This window comes from Phytohabitans maris (assembly GCF_031085175.1).
Taxonomy (GTDB): Bacteria; Actinomycetota; Actinomycetes; order Mycobacteriales; family Micromonosporaceae; genus Phytohabitans; species Phytohabitans maris.
In genome coordinates, this window is sequence record NZ_JAVHUY010000016.1 from 1 (window position 1) to 18,890 (window position 18,890).

Annotated in this window: 16 protein-coding genes; 10 read left to right on the top strand and 6 right to left on the bottom strand. The window is 72.5% G+C overall.

Going from position 1 to position 18,890, the window contains the following annotated elements; translation table 11 throughout:
- Positions 1-21 precede the first annotated feature (21 nt).
- Positions 22-1,005 (bottom strand): ABC transporter substrate-binding protein, encoded by a 984-nt coding sequence (locus RB614_RS18145; protein ID WP_308713714.1) that lies wholly within the window; start codon positions 1,003-1,005, stop codon positions 22-24.
- Positions 1,006-1,235: 230 nt separating this feature from the next.
- Between RB614_RS18145 and RB614_RS18150 the strand changes: the two genes are divergently transcribed.
- Together RB614_RS18150 and RB614_RS18155 are read left to right on the top strand one after the other, a co-directional pair.
- Positions 1,236-2,198 (top strand): substrate-binding domain-containing protein, encoded by a 963-nt coding sequence (locus tag RB614_RS18150; protein WP_308713715.1) that lies wholly within the window; start codon positions 1,236-1,238, stop codon positions 2,196-2,198.
- Positions 2,199-2,281: 83 nt separating this feature from the next.
- Entirely contained in the window at positions 2,282-3,709 is a 1,428-nt protein-coding gene (locus RB614_RS18155; protein WP_308713716.1) for a family 43 glycosylhydrolase, read from the top strand.
- Positions 3,710-4,192: 483 nt separating this feature from the next.
- Here the strand turns inward: RB614_RS18155 and RB614_RS18160 are convergent, their stop codons facing one another.
- The 5 genes from RB614_RS18160 to RB614_RS18180 form a co-directional block, all read right to left on the bottom strand.
- A complete protein-coding gene (locus tag RB614_RS18160; RefSeq protein WP_308713717.1) occupies positions 4,193-4,852 on the bottom strand; it encodes an L-ribulose-5-phosphate 4-epimerase in 660 nt (219 codons plus the stop codon).
- Positions 4,849-6,525 carry a ribulokinase gene (gene araB / locus RB614_RS18165; protein WP_308713719.1) on the bottom strand — a complete coding sequence of 559 codons (1,677 nt, stop codon included), beginning with the start codon at positions 6,523-6,525 and terminating at the stop codon, positions 4,849-4,851. Before araB ends, RB614_RS18160 begins: the two co-directional genes overlap by 4 nt.
- Before the next feature lie 8 nt (positions 6,526-6,533).
- Entirely contained in the window at positions 6,534-7,745 is a 1,212-nt protein-coding gene (locus tag RB614_RS18170; RefSeq protein WP_308713720.1) for a LacI family DNA-binding transcriptional regulator, read from the bottom strand.
- Positions 7,746-8,304: 559 nt separating this feature from the next.
- Complete coding sequence (gene leuE, locus RB614_RS18175) at positions 8,305-8,943, bottom strand: leucine efflux protein LeuE (protein ID WP_308713721.1); 639 nt, start codon at positions 8,941-8,943, stop codon at positions 8,305-8,307.
- A 10-nt stretch (positions 8,944-8,953) separates the two neighbouring features.
- Complete coding sequence (locus RB614_RS18180) at positions 8,954-10,198, bottom strand: bifunctional pyridoxamine 5'-phosphate oxidase family protein/GNAT family N-acetyltransferase (protein WP_308713882.1); 1,245 nt, start codon at positions 10,196-10,198, stop codon at positions 8,954-8,956.
- Between the two features lie 50 nt (positions 10,199-10,248).
- Here RB614_RS18180 and RB614_RS18185 point away from each other — a divergent pair, with 50 nt between their 5' ends.
- The 8 genes from RB614_RS18185 (at position 10,249) to RB614_RS18220 (ending at position 18,843) form a co-directional block, all read left to right on the top strand.
- A complete protein-coding gene (locus tag RB614_RS18185; protein WP_308713883.1) occupies positions 10,249-11,592 on the top strand; it encodes an aminotransferase class I/II-fold pyridoxal phosphate-dependent enzyme in 1,344 nt (447 codons plus the stop codon).
- Positions 11,589-12,236, top strand: a complete 648-nt coding sequence (locus RB614_RS18190) for a UdgX family uracil-DNA binding protein (RefSeq protein ID WP_308713722.1) — start codon at positions 11,589-11,591, stop codon at positions 12,234-12,236. The genes RB614_RS18185 and RB614_RS18190 overlap by 4 nt, the downstream gene beginning before the upstream one ends.
- Positions 12,237-12,241: 5 nt before the next feature.
- Positions 12,242-13,384, top strand: a complete 1,143-nt coding sequence (locus RB614_RS18195; RefSeq protein ID WP_308713723.1) for an acyl-CoA dehydrogenase family protein — start codon at positions 12,242-12,244, stop codon at positions 13,382-13,384.
- Complete coding sequence (locus RB614_RS18200; protein ID WP_308713724.1) at positions 13,381-14,622, top strand: MFS transporter; 1,242 nt, start codon at positions 13,381-13,383, stop codon at positions 14,620-14,622. The genes RB614_RS18195 and RB614_RS18200 overlap by 4 nt, the downstream gene beginning before the upstream one ends.
- Before the next feature lie 3 nt (positions 14,623-14,625).
- Positions 14,626-14,826: a DUF3046 domain-containing protein gene (locus RB614_RS18205; RefSeq protein WP_308713725.1), complete on the top strand. Its 201-nt coding sequence runs from the start codon at positions 14,626-14,628 to the stop codon at positions 14,824-14,826.
- A gap of 228 nt (positions 14,827-15,054) precedes the next feature.
- Positions 15,055-16,104, top strand: a complete 1,050-nt coding sequence (recA, locus tag RB614_RS18210) for a recombinase RecA (protein ID WP_308713726.1) — start codon at positions 15,055-15,057, stop codon at positions 16,102-16,104.
- 356 nt (positions 16,105-16,460) lie between these two features.
- Positions 16,461-17,231, top strand: coding sequence for a regulatory protein RecX (locus RB614_RS18215; RefSeq protein ID WP_428983046.1), 771 nt, complete (start codon positions 16,461-16,463; stop codon positions 17,229-17,231).
- Between the two features lie 892 nt (positions 17,232-18,123).
- Positions 18,124-18,843 (top strand): 3-keto-5-aminohexanoate cleavage protein, encoded by a 720-nt coding sequence (locus tag RB614_RS18220; RefSeq protein ID WP_308713727.1) that lies wholly within the window; start codon positions 18,124-18,126, stop codon positions 18,841-18,843.
- Positions 18,844-18,890 lie beyond the last annotated feature (47 nt).

Below are 18,890 nucleotides of genomic sequence, written 5' to 3' on the forward strand. Positions count from 1 at the left end.
GGGGCGGCCACAGGGATTGCGTCAGTACTGCCGTTCGGGGAGGACGGCTTTGGCTTGTTCCTGGGTGAAGGTGGTCTCTTTGGTGATCACGCGGGGTTCGACGGTTTCGCCGGCGTGGACTTTTTGGACGAGGTCCATCAGTTGTGGGCCGAGTAGGGGTGAGCATTCGACGATGAAGTTGATTTTGCCGTCGGCGAGGGCTTGCATGCCGTCGTGGACGGCGTCGACGGTGATGATTTTGATGTCGGTGCCGGGCTTCTTGCCGGCGCCTTCGATGGCTTCGATGGCGCCCAGGCCCATGTCGTCGTTGTGGGCGTAGAGCACGTCGATGTCGGGGTTGGCCTTGAGGAAGGCTTCCATGACTTCTTTGCCTTTGGCGCGGGTGAACTCGCCGGTCTGGGAGGCGATGATCTTGAATTTGGGGTCGGTGGCGATGACGTCGCCGAAGCCTTTTTTGCGGTCGTTGGCGGGGGCGGAGCCGGTGGTGCCTTGGAGTTCGACGATGTTTACCGGGTCGGTGGTGGTGGTGTACTGGTTGACGAGCCAGTCGCCGGCTTTTTTGCCTTCTTCGACGAAGTCGGAGCCGATGAAGGTCTTGTAGAGGGTGGTGTCGGTGGAGTCGACGGCGCGGTCGGTGAGGATGACGGGGATGCCGGCGTCTTTGGCTTCTTTGAGGACGGTGTCCCAGCCGGACTCGACGACGGGGGAGAAGGCGATGATGTCGACCTTCTGTTGGATGAACGAGCGGATGGCTTTGATCTGGTTTTCCTGTTTTTGTTGGGCGTCGGAGAACTTGAGGTCGATCCCGGCTTGTTTGGCGGAGTCCTGGATTGATTTGGTGTTCGCGGTGCGCCAGCCGCTTTCGGCGCCGACCTGGGAGAACCCGAGGGTGATCTTCCCGTCGTCGGTGCCGCCACCGGCACCGTCACCATCGCCACCGCCGCAGGCGGCCAGTGGGCCGGCCAGCGCGGCGGCCAGCAGGATCGTCGATATCTTTCTGCGCATCTCGCACTCCTCGCCATCGCTGTTAGCGCTAACATCACCGCGACCGCGTCGCGGTGGCATGAAGTGTGTTTGCGAGAGTGTTAACGCTCACGTCCGCCCGCGTCAAGGGGTTCACGCAATCGTGACGTGCACGGTATCTACCTGAATAGATCGATTCCAGTCAACCCCTTGACAGTACCGGTGTGAGCGCTAACACTGCGACTGACGTGCCGGCCGGAGGGAGGTCCCCAATGCGCGGTGCGCGGCGGCTGCGAGACCGGCCGGTGATGACGGGTGTCGCCCGGGTGGCCGGCGTGCCGCACCGGACCGCCCCCAGGTGGCCGGCGACCAGCCCGTCGCACGCGCTGGGGCTGGTCGCCTTCGACGCCTCAGTGGCCGGTCCTACCTCGACGGTGTCCGCGATCGTGCGCGCCGCCCGGGCCGCCGGCCATCCGCTCACCGTGGTCAGCGCGCGTTCGCTCGACGCCGACTCGGTCGCCACCGCCGTCGACACCCTCTTCGGCCGGCTCGTCGACGGCATCCTCGCCGTCGCGCCGACCGATGCGGCGCTGGCCGCGCTGGCCACCGTCCCACCGCACGTCCCGCTCCTGGCCGTCGGCGCGGGTGAAGCCGTAGGCGCGGGTGAAGCCGTAGGCGAGGCCGTGGGCGTGCCGGTGGTGGGCTTCGACAACGTGTCAGGCGCGGCCGCCGCCACGCGCCACCTGCTCGACCTCGGCCATGCCACCGTCCACCACATCTCCGGGCCGCCCGGCTGGCCGGTGGCGCGCGAGCGGGCGGCCGGCTGGCGGGCGGCGCTGGCCGAGGCGGGTGCCCCGGTCGGGCTGGTGCTGTCCGGCGACTGGAGCGTGCGGTCCGGATACGAGGCCGCCCGCGATCTCGCCGCCGACCGCGACGTGAGCGCGGTCTTCTGTGCCAGCGACCAGATGGCGCTCGGCGCGCTGCGGGCACTGCACCTGGCCGGCCGCGCGGTGCCCGGCGACGTGAGCGTCGTCGGGTTCGACGACATCCCCGAAGCCGCGTTCCTGCGACCACCGTTGACCACGGTGCGGCAGGACCTCCCCGCACTCGCCCGGGCCAGCGTCGACCTGCTGGTCAGGCAGATCTCCGCCGGCGTGCGGATCCTGCGGCACGTGCGCTTCCCACCGTCCTTCGTGGAACGTGACAGCGCCGCGCGCCCCTCGTGTGAGCGCTAACAAAGCAATCGCAGTGCCGCTTTTCGCGGTCGGGGCGGCGCTCCCGCCGCCGCCCCGACCCCCCTTCCGAGGAAGAGGACACCATGCGCAGACTCACCGCCGCCCTCGCCGTGGCGGCCAGCCTGGCCGCGAGCCTGCTCGTCGCCGCGCCGTCCACGGCCGCGCCGGCCGTGCAGTACACGAACCCGCTCGTCGCCCAGCGGGCCGACCCGCACATCGTGAAGCACACCGACGGCTACTACTACATGACCGCCACCGCCCCCGAGTACGACCGCATCGTGCTGCGCCGCGCCACCACGCTCCAGGGGCTCGCCGGCGCATCCGAGAGCGTCATCTGGCGGCGCCACACGAGCGGCGAGATGGCCGCGCACATCTGGGCGCCGGAGATCCACTACATCAACGGCCGGTGGTACGTCTACTTCGCCGCCGGCCGCAGCGACGACGTCTGGGCCATCCGGATGTACGTGCTGGAGAACGCCTCGGCCAACCCGCTCGCCGGCTCGTGGACCGAGCGGGGCCGGATCGTCACGCCGCTCAACACGTTCTCGCTCGACGCGACCACGTTCGTCCACAATGGAACGCGCTACCTCGCCTGGGCGCAGAACGACCCGGCCATCGGCGGCAACACCAACCTCTACCTGGCCCCCATGTCCAACCCCTGGACCATCACGGGTACGCCGGCACGGCTGAGCGTGCCCACGTACTCGTGGGAGACGGTGGGCTACCGGGTGAACGAGGGGCCGGCGGTGATCCAGCGCAACGGCCGGGTCTTCATGACGTACTCGGCGAGCGCCACCGACGCCAACTACTGCCTGGGCATGCTCACCGCCCCGGCGACGGCCAACCTCATGAACCCCTCGTCGTGGACCAAGAACGCGCAGCCGGTCTTCCGCAGCAACACCGCGACGAGCCAGTACGGGCCGGGGCACAACTCGTTCACCGTCTCCGAGGACGGCCAGAGCGACATCCTCGTGTACCACGACCGGAGCTACCGCGACATCAGCGGCGACCCGCTCAACGACCCCAACCGCCGTACCCGGATCCAGAAGCTCTACTGGAACGCGGACGGCACGCCGAACTTCGGCATCCCGGTCGCCGACGGGATCACCCCGCAGCGGCTGCGCTCGTACAACTTCCCGGACCGGTACATCCGGCACTGGGAGTACCGGGCCCGGATCGAGGCGAACGTCACCAACCTCGCCGACTCGCAGTTTCGCATCGTGACCGGGCTGAACGGCGGCGGCACGGTGTCGCTGGAGTCGGCCAACTTCCCCGGCTACTACCTGCGCCACCGCAACTACGAGATGTGGGTGGAGCGCAACGACGGCTCGGCCACGTTCCGCGGGGACGCGAGCTTCTTCCGCCGTGCCGGGCTGGCCGACGCGGCCGGGGTCTCGTTCGAGTCGGCGAACGTCGCCGGCCGGTACATCCGGCACTCGTCCAACCTGCTGTACGCCCAGCCGGTCAGCACCGCGACCGACCGCGCCGACGCGACGTTCCTCCTGGAGTAGCCCGTCCCGTGATCGAAGCTCCCCTCAAGTCGCTAGAACGACGTGGGGGGAGCGTCGATCACGGACGTGGGGAGGGGTGCGGCGCGTGCCTCCGCGGCCCAAGCCCCATCCCCGGTAGCGAGGCTCGCGCCGAGGCGCACGGCAGGTGTGTGGAAGCTGTGCGGTCGCACGCACAGACGGGGCAGCTCCAGAGCTTCCCACGGGCACATATCCGTCCGCCCGGCGGTGGTGGTGTGGTGGGGTGTCGTGGACGCACAAACCCCTGGGCGGTAGCGGGCTCCCCGCAGGGGTCGGGGTGAGATCGCGGACGGCGGAGGGTGAGGCCGCGGGAATGCACCCCAAGAAAACGCTCCGCTGCGCTCCACGTTTCCCCGGGGACCCCGCGCAACGGTCCGGACCACCACGGACATCGCGGTAGCCCAAATCCCGTTTCGGGGTTGGATCCTCTCCAGACGCCGACGGCCCAAGCCACCCCGACTTCGATCACGGAGAAGGCTGACCGTAGACGTTCTGGTAGCGGTCGTAGAGCTTGTCTATGTCGGACTGTGCGATGGGGAGCGGCTCGCCGAGCTGGCGTGCGATGTGGACGGTGCGGGCCACGTCTTCGCACATGACCGCCGCCTTGACCGCCGCGCGGGCGCTCGTGCCGATGGTGAAGACACCGTGGTTTCGCATCAGCACGGCCGGCGAGCGGTGCCCGCGCAGGGTCGCCACGATGCCCTTGCCGATGTCGTCGTTGCCGATGAGCGCGAACGGCCCGACCGGGATCTCCGCGCCGAACTCGTCGGCCATCGCGGTCAGCACGCAGGGCACCGCCTCGCCCCGCGCGGCCCAGGCGGTCGCGTACGTGGAGTGGGTGTGCACCACGCCGCCGACCTCGGGCATCTCGCGGTAGACGTACGCGTGGGCGGCGGTGTCGCTGGAGGGGGCGTAGGCGCCGTCGACGAGCCGCCCGTCCAGGTCGCACACCACCATCGACTCGGGGGTCAGCTCGTCGTACGAGATGCCGCTGGGCTTGATGACGAAGAGGTCTTCGTCGGGCACCCGGGCCGAGACGTTGCCGGCGGTCCAGACCACCAGCCCCCACCGGATCAGCTCCTCGTGCAGCCCCACGAGGTCTTTGCGGAGCTGGTCGACGCTCATGCGTGCGCCTCGTTCCGGATCCGGCGCAGCCGGTGCAGCACGTCGTTCTCCCCGCGTCCGAAGTAGTCGTGCAGGCGGCGGTACTCCTCGTAGAGCGGCTCGTACGCCTTGGCGCGCGCGGCGTCCGGCTCGTACACCCGGCGCTCGACCCGCCCCATCGCCGCCGCGGCGGCCGGCACGTCCGGGTACGCCCCGGCGGCCACCGCCGCGTGGATCGCCGAGCCGAGCGCGGGCCCCTGCTCCGAGCCGATCACCGAGATGGGGCGGCCGGTGACGTCCGCATAGAGCTGCATGAGGAACGCGTTCTTCAGCAGGCCGCCGGCCGCGACGAGCTCGCTCACCGGCAGGCCCGAGCCCTCGAACGCGTCGATGATCGTGCGGGTGCCGAACGCGGTCGCCTCCACCAGCGCCCGGTACACGTCTTCGGGGCGGGTGGCCAGCGTCTGCCCGACGATCACGCCGGAGAGCTCGTGGTCGACCAGCACCGAGCGGTTGCCGTTGTGCCAGTCGAGCGCGACTAGGCCGTGCTGCCCGACCCGCTGCGCGGCGGCGAGCTCGCTCAGGTACTCGTGCGGCCCGATGCCCCGCCGCTCCGCCTCGGCCCGGTACTCGGCCGGCAGCGACGAGTCGACGAACCAGGCGAAGATGTCACCGACGCCGCTCTGGCCGCCCTCGTACCCGTACCCGCCGGCCACGATGCCGCCCTCGACCACGCCGCACATGCCGGGGACCTCGGCGAGGGTGTCGCCGTTCATGACGTGGCAGGTGGAGGTACCCATGATCATGACGAGCTGGCCGGGCGTGATGGCCTGCGCCGCCGGGGCGGTGACGTGCGCGTCGACGTTGCCGGCGGCGACCGCGATGCCCTCGGGCAGGCCGGTCCAGGCGGCGGCCTGCGCGGTCAGCCCGCCGGCCAGCGCGCCGAGCGGCAGCAGCGGGTGCTCGAGCTTCGCCACGAAGCCGGCGAAGTCGGGGTTGAGCGCCGCCAGGTAGCCCGCGCTCGGGTAGCCGCCGTCCTGGTAGATGCCCTTGTAGCCGGCGGTGCAGACGTTGCGGGTCTCGGCGCCGCAGAGCTGCCACACGATCCAGTCGGCCGCCTCGATCCACCGCTCGGCGCGGGCGTAGACCTCCGGGTCTTCCTCCAGCAGCTGGAGGCCCTTGGCAAACTGCCACTCCGAGGAGATCTTCCCGCCGTACCGGTTGATCCAGGGCTCACCCCGCTCGTGCGCGAGCGCGTTGATGCGGTCGGCCTGCCCTTGGGCGGCGTGGTGTTTCCACAGCTTCACGTACGCGTGCGGCCGCCCCGCCAGCTCCGGCAGCCGGCACAGCGGGGTGCCGTCGGCGAGCGTGGGCAGCACCGTGCAGGCGGTGAAGTCGGTGGAGATGCCGATCACCAGGGCCGGGTCGACACCCGCGTCGGCGATCGCGGCCGGCACCGCGACGCGCAGCACGTCCAGATAGTCCTCGGGGTCCTGCAGCGCCCAGTCGGGCGGGAGCGCCGCGCCGGTGGCCGGCAGGGTGCGGTCGATGACACCGTGGCGGTACTCGTGCACGGCGGTGCCCAGCTCGGCGCCGTCGTCGACGCGGACCACGAGCGCGCGGCCGGACAGGGTGCCGTAGTCGACGCCGACGACGTAGCGAGGGGGTTCGTTAGCGTTAACAGCGTGGGGCATGGGCTTCCTCAGCGGGGGGCTGTGTCTGGTTGGCTTGCTTCGCTCGCGGGCGCCCCGGAGAGTCCGGCGCGCTCCGTCTTCGTCGCGGCGCTCCGCGGGGTCTTCGTCCCTGCGCTCCGCGGGCCGGAGCCGGCCGACCCCCGGGCTGAGCCGGCCGTTCCCGGGGCTGAGCCGGCCGTCCCCGGGGCGCGGGTGCTCTCCCGGACGATGAACTCCGGCGGGATCACGATCCGGCGGCGGGACCGGGGTGCCCCGTCGACCTGCTCCATCAGCAGCGCGAGGCTCTGCCGGCCGACCTCGCCGAACTCCTGGCGGAGCGTGGTCAGCGGCGGCGTGAAGAACTCGGCCTCCGGGATGTCGTCGAAGCCGACGATGCTCACCCGCTCGGGCACCGGGATGCCGGCCTCGGAGAGGGCCCGCAGCGCGCCGATCGCCATCTGGTCGTTCGCCACGAAGATGGCGGTCAGGCCGGGCGCGCCGATCAGCCGCTGGGCGGCCTCGTAGCCGGAGCGGGGACTCCAGTCGCCGCGCACCAGCTCGGGGATCTCGCGCTCCGCGTCGGTGAGCGCGTCGCGCCACCCGCGCTCGCGCTCCTGCGCCTCGTGCCAGTCGCCGGGGCCGGCGATGTGTGCGACCGTGGCGTGGCCGAGGGAGAGCAGGTGCTCGGTGGCGAGGCGGGCGCCGAGCCGCTGGTCGACCGCGACGGTGGGCACCGGCGCCCGGCCGCCCTCGACCGCCACCACCGGGATGTCCTTGGGCACGTGGCGCAGCGCCGTCGTGGTCGAGGTGTGTGGCGTGATCGCGATGATGCCCTCGACCGCCTGCGCCATCAGCGCCTCGAACGCCTCGCCGAACGAGCGCCGGTCGACGCTGGGCAGGCTGGCGATGCTGATCGCGTATCCGATGTCGCGCGCCGCCCGCTCGATGGCGAGCAGCATGGAGGCCGGCCCGTAGAGCGTGGTGTCGATGCTGACCACGCCGAGCGTGCGGGTGCGCCCGGTGACGAGCGCGCGGGCCGCGACGTTGGGCCGGTAACCGAGCTCGGTCATCGCGGCGAGCACCCGCTGGCGGGTCACCTGGCTGACGGTCGGCTGGTCGTTGATGACGCGGGAGACGGTCATGTGCGAGACTCCAGCGAGTCGGGCCACATCGACCATCCCGACCTGCCGGCGCGGGCCGCGCCCCGATGGGCTCCCGCCGTCTGGTCGCCGCTCCGCCATGCGTCTAGGCCCCGATCCTCGAACCCGGTGACAATACTCGCCTGTTCACGTTAACAGGCATGTTCCGGCCTGGACCCGACACCTGTCAAGCCCTTCGAAAACCTTTCGACGCCGTGTCCCGACCGCCCGGGTGGCCGGCGCCGGCCCCGGATCGCGCCGGCTCCAGTCCCAAGCCATCGAAGACATTCGAGCTGCCGCCGCCTCATCCTCCGCGGTTGCCATCCACCCCGGCCCGCGGATCGCGGGCGGGTCCGCGACCAGCGGTACCCCAGATACCTTATGGCGCCGCCATAAGGTACTTCCGGTACCGCTGGTGCTCACCTCGGCGGCCGAGGGCCATCCACGGTGGCCGTTGCCGGCCCTGCTTTTGCCGGACCCGCCGGTGTCGTCACTGGGCTCGCCGGTTCTCGGGCGCGGAGGGTGCGGAGGGTGAGGCCGCGGGAACGCATCCCAAGAAAACGTTCCGCTGCGCTCCACGTTTCCCGGGGGACCCCGCGCAACGGTCCGGACCACGGCGGACATCGCGGTAGCTCGGAATTCTCTGGTTTGTGGGTGGGGCTCAGCCGGTCGCGAGCTTGAGGCCGAAGCCGAGAAAGAGCGTGCCGGCGGCGGTCGTGGCGCCGGCGGCCAGCCGCCTGCGGCGGCGGAACTGGGCGGCCAGGAAGGTGCCGGTGAAGATGAGCAGCGTCAGGTACAGGGCGCTGGCGAGCTGCGCGATCAGTCCCAGCAGGAGGAACGACAGGGCCGGGTACGCGTAGGCCGGATCGACGAACTGGATGAAGAACGAGATGAAGAACAGGATCGCCTTCGGGTTGAGCAGGCTGATCACGGCGGCCCGGCGGAAGGGGTGCGGGAGGGCCTCGGCGGCGGGTGCCGCGGGTGTCGTGCGGGGTGTGCCGCGCCAGCGGCGTAGGGCGCCGCGGATCATCTGCAGGCCGACGTAGCCGAGGTAGACGGCGCCCGCGTACTTGATCGCGAGGAAGACCGGCGGGTATGCCCTCAGCAGGGAGGCGACGCCCGCGGCCGAGAGCGCCATGAGCACGGTGTCGCCGAGGAAGACGCCGGCGGCTGCCTTGTAGCCGGACGGTACGCCGCGCCGGGCCGCGGTGGAGAGCACGAAAAGCGAGTTGGGCCCGGGCAGCAGGATGATGGCGACCGTGCCCAGCACGTAGGTCCAGATGTCGGTGATCCCCAGCACGGCGCCATCCTCACCCCACCGTGGCCGGTGCGCGAAGCTTTTCCCGCAGCCGGATGTGTGCCGCTGGCCACTCGTCGACGGTCATCGCGTACTGCACGCTGTCGTACCAGGCGCCGTCCGGCCGCAGCCGGTGCATCTTCAGCACGCCCTCGCGCCGCGCGCCGAGGCGCTCGATGGCCGCCCGGGAACGCTCGTTGCGGCTGTCGGTGTGCCACACCACCCGCACCGCGCCCAGCTCCTCGAACGCCCTCGTGAGCAGCAGCAGCTTGGCCTCGGTGTTGACCCCCGTGCGCCAGCACCGGCGGCTCAGGAACGTGTGGCCGATGCCGAGCGAGCGCTTCGCCTCGTTCACCTCGTAGTACGACGTCGTGCCGATCACCTCGCCGGTGGCCGCGTCGCGCTGGACCCACGGCACGCGCTCGCCGGTGTGGTGCGCGTGCAGCGCACCGGCGACCAGCTCGGCCATGCCGTCGCGGTCGGCCGGCTGGGCGTGCGTGAGGTGCCGCCACACCTCGGGGTCGCGGGTGGCGGCGAAGAGCTCGTCGACGTGCGCCATGTCGAGCGGCTCGAGGATGACGTGGTCGCCGTGCATCGGCTCGGGCGTCAGCCAGGGGGAGCGGGGCGGCCGCAGGTAGTGCGGGACCGGCGCGGTCACACCGGTGTCCGGCTCGGGCACGCCGGGCACGAGGCGCAGGGGCACCACGCCCGCCCAGTACGGCAGGTCGAGGTCTTCCGCCTCCTCCAGGACGCCGCCGGCGCGGGCCTTGACCGAGACCTCGTGCAGCGGGATCGCCAGCATCGCGGTCTCGGCCAGCTCCCTGCGGGTCGGCGGGCGGGTCTGCGCCGAGCGGCCACGCCCGACCTTGTCGATCAGCGCGTCGAGCGCGGTCCGCTTCTCCTCCTCGCTGGTGACCAGCCGGGCCACGCCGTGCGCCACCACGGAGCGGTAGTTGACGCTGTGGTGGAACTGGGAGCGGGCCAGCACCAGCCCGTCGAGCTGGGTGACCGTGAGGCACACCCGCAGGCCGGCGTCACCGCGGGCGGCGAGCAGGGGGCGGCTGCCGGTGGAGCCGTGCACGTACACCGTCTCGCCGACCCGCACGTGCAGCGTCGGCAGCACCCGCGGCTCACCGTCCACAGTGAACCCCAGCGCGCAGTGGTAGGCCTCGTCGAGGATGGCGTGGGCGGTGGCCCGCTCGTAGCTCATCCGGCCCCGCTCCCGCTTGGCGGTGGTCCGCTCGGTCTGCTGGTACACCCGCACCCTCCCCGTGAGCCGCAAGTTTGTTACAGTACAAAACTGTGACTGTGCCAGTACGTTATCAGATCAATGGGGCCACGTCAGCGGCCATTTCGGCGAGCGTGGAGTCCGGCGTGCGCACCGGCGAGCTGCCCGCCGGGGCACCGCTGCCGGCCGTGCGGGCGCTCGCCGACGAGCTCGGGGTGAGCCCGGGGACGGTGGCGAAGGCGTACCAGGTGCTCCGCCAGCGTGGCGTGATCGAGACCGCGGGGCGCAACGGCACGCGGATCCGCCCCCGCCCGCCGGTCACCACCACCCGCGCCGCGCTGCGCCCGGCCGTGCCGGAGGGCGCGCTCGACCTCTCCTCCGGCGAGCCCGACCGGAGCCTGCTGCCACCACTCGGTCCGCACCTGGCCGCGCTCGCCGCCCGGGTCGGGCCCCCCATGGGGTACGCGGAGGCGGGTGTGCTGCCCGAGCTCGCCGAGACGATCCGGGCCCGCTTCGCGGCCGACGGGGTGGACGCGCCGGCGGTCACCGTCACGAGCGGTGCGCTCGACGGCGCCGAGCGGCTGCTCACCGCCCACCTGCGTCCCGGCGACGCGGTGGCGGTCGAGGATCCCGGCTGGGCCAACTTCCTCGACCTGGTCGCGGCGCTGGGCCTGCGCGCGCTGCCGGTACCCGTGGATGGCGACGGCCCCACGCCGCACGGCCTGCGGGCCGCGCTCGCCGCGGGCGCCCGGGCCGTGGTGGTGACCACCCGCGCGCACAACCCCACCGGTACCTACCTCACCGCCGCCCGCGCGGCCGACCTGCGCGAGGTGCTCGCCGGCCAGGACGGGGTGCTGCTGATCGAAGACGACCACGCTGGCGAGCTGGCCGCCGTACCCCTGCATCCGCTGGCCGGCGCGACGCGGGCCTGGGCCTTCCTCCGCTCCGCCGCCAAGCCTTACGGCGCAGACCTGCGCCTCGCCGCCCTCGGCGGCGACGAGGCCACGGTGGCGCGGGTCGCCGGCCGGATGCGGCTCGGCGCCGGGTGGGTCTCCACCATGCTGCAGCGGCTGGCCATGTCGCTGTGGCAGGACCCGGCCGTCGCGGCCGGGGTGGTCGCGGCCGGCCACAGCTACGACCGCCGCCGCGACACCCTCGTCGCCGCGCTCGCCGAGCGCGGCGTGACGGCGTGCGGACGGACCGGCATCAACGTCTGGATCCCCGTCGCCGACGAGACGCGCGCGGTCACGATGCTCCGAGATTCCGGGTACGCGGTGGCGCCCGGCGCGCTGTACCGGCAGGCCACGCCGCCGGGCGTGCGGATCACGGTCAGCCCGCTCGCCGAGCCGGACATTCCACCACTCGCCGACGCGGTCGCCGCCGCCGCATCTTCTCCTCCCGAATGGGGTAGAACAGTGCGGTGACGACAGCGCAGGAGTTCATCCCGGACGATGCCAGCACGCTCGACGCGCTGAAGGCGGCCGCCCCCTCGTGCAAGGGCTGCGAGCTGTACCAGGACGCCACGCAGGTGGTCTTCGGCCGGGGTGACGCGCACGCGCGGGTGGTCTTCGTGGGCGAGCAGCCCGGCGACGTCGAGGACCAGAAGGGCCTGCCCTTCGTCGGACCCGCCGGCCACCTGCTGCGCCGCGCCGTCGACGAGGCCGGCATCGACCCGGCCCACGTCTACATCACCAACGCGGTCAAGCATTTCCGCTTCGAGCTGCGCGGCAAGCGGCGCATCCACAAGACGCCCGACCGGGTGCACATCGAGGCGTGCCGGCCGTGGCTGGTGTCGGAGTTCCAGCTGCTGCGGCCGGAGGTCGTGGTGGTGCTCGGCGCGACCGCCGCCAAGGCGTTGCTGGGGCCGTCGTTCCGGGTCACCCAGCAGCGCGGGCGGGTGCTGCCCTGGCCGGGCTCGGCCCAGCACCCGGCCGACTTCCCGGTCGAGCCGGCCAAGCTGGTGGCCACCATCCACCCGTCGGCCGTGCTCCGGGCCGACGACCGGGACACGGCGTTCGGCGGCCTGGTGGCCGATCTGCGGGTGGTCGCCGGGGCCCTGCGACACTGAGCCGCATGGAGCAGCAGCTGTACGAGCCGGTCCACGAAGACTTCCGGGCGCTCTGCCGCGAGTTCCTGGCCCGCGAGGCGGTGCCCCACCACGAGGCGTGGGAACGGGACGGGATCGTCGACCGCGAGGTCTGGCGCAAGGCCGGCGCGGCCGGGCTGCTCGGCATGGACGTCGACGAGGAGTACGGCGGGGGTGGGCAGCGCGACTTCCGGTTCAACGCGGTGCTCACCGAGGAGATCGTCGGATCGGGCTGCTCGGGGCTCGGCTTCGGGCTGCACAACGACGTCGTCGCGCCGTACCTGACCGACCTCACCACCGAGGACCAGCGCAAGCGGTGGCTGCCCGGCTTCTGCTCCGGCGACCTCGTCACCGCGATCGCGATGAGCGAGCCGGCTGCCGGGTCCGACCTCGCCGGCGTGCGTACCTCCGCGGTCCGCGACGGTGACTCGTACGTCCTCAATGGACAGAAGACGTTCATCACCAACGGCGACATGGCCGACCTCGTGGTGGTCGTCGCCAAGACCGCGCCCGACCAGGGTGCGCACGGCGCGAGCCTGTTCGCGGTGGAGCGGGGTACGCCCGGCTTCACCCGCGGCCGCCGCCTGGAGAAGGTCGGCCTGAAGGCGAACGACACGGCCGAGCTCTTCTTCGACGACTGCCGGGTGCCCGCCGACAACCTGATCGGCACCGAAAACCACGGCTTCTACCACCTCATGGCCAACCTGCCCCGCGAGCGGCTCGGCATCGCGGTGGCCGCCGTCGCCACCAGCGAGCGGCTGCTCGCCATCACGCTGGAGTACGCGCGCGGCCGCGAGGCGTTCGGCCGGCCGATCGGAAAGTTCCAGCACAACCGCTTCCTCCTCGCCGAGCTCGACACCGAGGTGACGATCGCGCGGACGTTCCTCGACCACTGCGTGCGGGAGTTCAACGCGGGGCGGCTCACCGTGGTCGACGCGGCCAAGGCGAAGTGGTGGACCACCGAGCTGCAGAACCGCGTGGCCGACCGCTGCGTGCAACTGCACGGCGGCTACGGCTACATGCTGGAGTACCCGGTGGCCAAGGCCTGGCTCAACAGCCGGGTGCAGACCATCTACGGCGGCACCACGGAGATCATGAAAGAGATCATCGGGCGTAGCCTGGGCCTGTGACAGTAGAGACGGCCGCTCCGGTTCAGCGGCGCACTCTACGTTTGCTCTTCGTCACCCAGACGATCGGTGGCATGGGTGTCGCGATCGGACTGTCGGTGGGCGCGCTGCTGGCCGCGCGGCTGGGCGGCACCGCCATCTCCGGCCTCGCCACGAGCTCCGGCGTGGTGGGCGGCGCGCTGCTCGCCCTCCCGATCACCCGGATCACCAACGCCCGCGGGCGGCGCTGGGGGCTCGCCGCCGCCTACCTCACCGGCGCGCTCGGCGCCGCGGTCGTGGTGGCGGCCGCGGCGCTCGACCTCGTACCGCTCCTCTTCGCCGGCATGCTGCTCTTCGGCGGCGGGACCACGGCAAACCTCCAGGCCCGGTACGCCGCCGTCGACCTCTCCGAGCCGGTGCGTCGCGGCCGCCACCTCTCGCTGATCGTCTGGGCCACCACGATCGGGTCGGTCGCCGCGCCCAACTTCGCCGCGCTCGCCGACGACGCGGTGCACTGGTCCGGGGCACCGGCGCTGACCGGCCCGTTCGTGTTCAGCGCGCTGGCGTTCGGGCTCGCGGCGACGGTACTCGCGCTGCTCCTGCGCCCCGACCCGCTCCTCACCGCGCGGCGCCTCGCGGAGGTCGAGCCGGCACCGCGGCGCGCGGGTTTCCGGCCCGCGCTGCGCGCGGTCGCGGAAAGACCGGCGGCCCGGCTGGGGATGGCCGCGGTCGCCGTCGGCCACCTCGTCATGGTGGGGGTCATGGTGATGACGCCGGTACGCCTTGGCGAGTCCCATTCGGACGCCGACGTGCTCCGGGTCGTGGGCGTGGTGCTGAGCCTCCACATCGCCGGCATGTACGCGCTCGCCCCGCTCGTCGGCTGGCTGACCGACCGCCTGGGGCGGCGCGCGGTGGTGCTCGGCGGGGTCGCGGTGCTCGTCGCCGCCTGCGCGACGGCCGGTACGGCGGGGCACGACACGCCCCAGCTCGCGGTCGGGCTCACGCTGCTGGGGGTGGGCTGGTCGGGCACGATGGTGGCCGGCTCGACGCTGCTCTCCGAGTCGGTGCCGGCCGAGGTGCGGCCCGCCGCGCAAGGGCTGTCCGACCTGGTCATGGGATTGGCCGGGGCGTCCGCGGGCGCGGTGAGCGGGTTGGTGGTCGAGGTGAGCGGGTTCGGCGCGCTGACCGCGCTGGCCGCCATCGCGACGGTGCCGCTGGTCGCGCTAGCGTTGCGCCCGGTGGCTGTCGCGAGGGGAGTTTGAAGGGTGCGGCTCACGGACTTCTGGGCGCGGTTGGAGCAGGCGTTCGGCCCGGCGTACGCGGCCAGCCTCGCCTCCGACCAGGTGCTGCCCCAGCTCGGCGGCCGGACCATCCGGGAGGCGCTCGACGCCGGTACGCCGACGGTGGACGTGTGGCGGGCGGTGGTGGCCGCGTACCCCGATCGGGTGCCCACTCGACTGCGCTGAGTACCGCCTTCGCTTCGTTCGGTCATCTTTGGGTTAACGGACGCTCTGTGTGGCGTGTCGGCCCTTGCGTCGTACAGGTGTTCGGCTATTGTCCACAGCTGGGGCGCTTGTCCACAGGTTGCGGCTCGTCGGCTGTTTTCTGTCGGACCCAGCGCCTAGCGTGTCCGCGTGACGAGAAGCTCTTCGGCGAAGACGCCCGCGAAGGCGGCGAATGTAGGGGTGGCGGCAATGGGGGCAGCAGCACCTGATCGGGAAAAAGCACTCGATCTCGCTTTGGCGCAGATCGACAAGCAGTTCGGCAAGGGCTCGGTCATGCGGCTGGGCGAGCGGCCGGTCGTGCAGACCGCGATCATCCCCACCGGCTCGATCGCGCTCGATGTCGCCCTCGGCGTGGGCGGCCTGCCCCGCGGCCGGGTGGTGGAGGTCTACGGGCCGGAGTCGTCCGGTAAGACCACGGTCGCGCTGCACGCGGTGGCCAACGCCCAGCGTGCCGGCGGCATCGCCGCGTTCATCGACGCGGAGCACGCGCTCGACCCGGAGTACGCGAAGGCGCTCGGCGTCGACACCGACCAGCTGCTCGTCTCCCAGCCCGACACCGGTGAGCAGGCGCTGGAGATCGCCGACATGCTGGTCCGCTCCGGCGCGCTCGACATCATCGTCATCGACTCGGTGGCCGCGCTCGTGCCGCGCGCCGAGATCGAGGGGGAGATGGGCGACAGCCACGTCGGTCTCCAGGCCCGCCTGATGAGCCAGGCGCTGCGCAAGATCACCGGTATCCTCAACACGTCCGGCACGACCGCCATCTTCATCAACCAGCTCCGCGAAAAGATCGGCGTCATGTTCGGCTCGCCGGAGACCACGACGGGTGGCCGCGCGCTCAAGTTCTACGCCTCGGTCCGCCTCGACGTGCGCCGCATCGAGAGCCTCAAGGACGGCACCGACGTGGTGGGTAACCGCACCCGTGTCAAGGTCGTGAAAAACAAGGTGGCCGCGCCGTTCAAGCAGGCCGAGTTCGACATCATGTACGGCAAGGGCATCTCCCGCGAGGGCTCGCTCATCGACGTCGGTGTCGAGCAGAGCATCATCCGCAAGTCGGGCGCGTGGTACACGTACGACGGCGACCAGCTCGGGCAGGGCAAGGAAAAGGCGCGCGAGTTCCTCAAGGAAAACCCGGACGTGGCCGCCGAGATCGAGAAGAAGATCCTCGAAAAGCTCGGCGTCGGGCAGGGCGCGAGCGACGAGGCCGGCGGGGTCGAGCTGCCCCCGGTCGACTTCTGACCCGGCCCGCCATGCCCGGACGACGGCGTGGCGCACGCTCGGGGCGAGGCTGGGACGCCGCACCGCCCCGAGCGCGTTCCCGCGGTTCCTCCGCGACGTCCTCCAGCCGCCGCGCGGCGCCCATCGCGGGCCCAGGCCCTGACGAGGGCGAGTTCGAGTGGCCGGAAGGCGCGTTGCCCGCGGCCGCCGATCCGCCCACCGGCTCACCCACACCGTCCGGCTCACGCTGGCCGGCCGGGGTGATGCCGGCGAGCGCTCTCGGCGCCGCCCGCCGCGCTCCCGATCCCGAGTCCGACCCCGACGCGGATCAGGCCGCTGTTTCCGGCCCCGAGCGCGGCGCCGATCGGGACGGTGGCGTGCGGCCGGGGGGCGGTCGCGGCTCGCGCTGGCAGTCCACAGGCGAGCGTGGTGCACGGCGTCGCGGCGGCCGTGGCGACGGGGCTGGCTGGTCGTCGGCGGGCGAGGGTCCGCGCGGCGAGGCTGGTTGGCCCGAGGGTCCGCGCGACCAGGCTGGTTGGCCGCAGGATCCGCGCGGCGGGGAGCAGCGGGGTCGCGGGCGGCGTGGGCGACCCGCGGCCGAGGAGCCGCGCGACGAGGCCGAGCGGGCCCGCGAGATCTGCCTCAACCAGCTCGCCGTCCGCCCGCGCACCCGCGCCGAGCTGGCCACCGCGCTGGCCCGGCGGGGCATCTCGCCCGAGGTCGCGGTGGAGGTGCTGGAGCGCTACGACGAGGTCGGCATGATCGACGACGCGGCGTTCGCCCGCGCCTGGGTCTCCAGCCGCCACCACGGCCGCGGCCTGGCCCGCCGCGCCCTCGCCAACGAGCTGCGCCAGCGCGGCGTCGATGCCGAGACCGCCGGCGCCGCCCTCGACGACCTCGACCCCGACACCGAGGCGACCACGGCGCGGGCGCTGGTCGACCGCAAGCTGCGCACCGCCCGCGGCGAGCCGGAGGCCGTCTTCCGGCGGCTGGTGGGCATGCTGGCCCGCAAGGGCTACGGCCCGGGCCTGGCCATCCGGGTGGTCAAGGACGCGATGGCGGCGCAGAGCGCGGAGGCGGCCGAGTTCGCCGACGGCGTCGACGCGGACGCGTTGGCCGACCTGGAGGGTGGCGACCGCACCGAGTAACGCCGCGCCGGCCGCCGCCCGTGCCCGCTCCACGCCGCGCTGGGTCCGTGTCCGCGCCGCCGCGCTGGGTCCCTGCCCGCTCCGCGCTGGGTCCCTGCCCGCTCCGCGCTGGGTCGGTGCCGCCCGCGCCGCCTGTGGCCGCGCTGGCTGTGCCCGTTCGGCCTGCCCTTCTGCGTCTGCCGCTGCCCGCGGGCGATGTCTGCGCTGCCGACGTCTGCGCTGCCCGCGGGGCACGCCGCCCGCGGCCGCGCTGGCTACGTCCGCGCTGGCTGCGGGCGACACCGCCCACCACGCCCGCGCTGACTGCGGTCCGCGTCGCCCGCGGGCGTGCCCGCTCTGTGCGGGGCATGCGGCTGTGCGATGTGGGCGTGCCCCGCCGCACGGGCGTGCCTGCCGCGCCGTGCCGGCGTGCCGCTCTGTGCCGGGCGTGCCGCTTCGTGGGGCGTGCCCCGCCGCGCGGGCGTGCCTGCCGTGCCGGGGTGCCCTGCCGGGGTGCCCTGCCGGGGTGCCCTGCCGGGGTGCCCTGCCGGGCGTGCCGTGCGGGCGTGCCCAGTCGGGCGTGCCGCCCCGCGCGGGCGTGCCGTACGGGCCTGAACGCAAGCGAGCTTCGGGGGCCGAGGGCCACAGGGGGCACTGGTCCTTGATCGGTGTCAAACGTTGGCTGTCTCTGGCAGATCGTGGTACTTAGCTGCCCCTGGAGGGGCACTGATGTACCACGATCTGCGCCTTGGGTCGATCTCAGAGCGTCGATCACGGGAGGAGCGGTCGGCCACGAGAGGAGCGGTCGGCGTGGTGATCGTTGGGCGTGGTCTGGGCTCGGCGCGGCCCGTCGATGGCCGGGAGACAAGGCTGATACCGGCCCCGGCGCGCCGGGCGGCCGCAGAATGGGGGCATGCTCAAAGCCTGCCTGAACGGGGGCCTCCGCCGCGACGAGCACCCGGCCGTGCCGATCACGCCGGCCGAGGTGGCGGCCGACGCGGTGCGGTGCGAGAGTGCGGGCGCCGCTGCCGTGCATGTCCACCCGCGCGACGAGGAGGGGCGGGAGACCCTCGCGGCGGACGCCGTCGACGCGACCGTGGCGGCGTTGCGGCGGTCCTGCCCGGAGCTTCCGGTCGGGGTGACCACCGGGGCGTGGATCGCACCCGACTCGGGCGAGCGGGTGGCCGCGGTCGAGTCGTGGAGTGTGCTGCCGGACTTCGCGTCGGTCAACGTCCACGAGGAGGGGGCCGAGCGGGTCGCGGCGGCCCTGCGCTCGCGGGGGATCGGGGTGGAGGCGGGGCTCTGGACGCCGGCGGCGGTCGCGGCCTACCAGGCGTGGCGGGTGCCCTGCGTACGGCTGCTGCTGGAGTGCATGGAGCCGGAGGAGGGTCGGGCGCTGGCGAACGCGCACGCGATGCTCTCGGCGCTGGGGCGGGGGAGCGTTCCCATCCTGCTCCACGCGGAAGGGGCGGCGGTCTGGGCGGTACTGCGCGAGGCCCGGCGGCTCGGCCTGCATTCCCGGGTGGGGTTGGAAGACACCCGGACGATGCCGGATGGCACGATGGCACCCGACAATCGCGCTCTGGTGGAAGCGGCGATGACCTTTGGGATGATCCCCCGCTCAGCCGTATGACCGTACGGGCGGGCCGAAAAATGTGCGGCGTTCGTGACTCGTCCCGG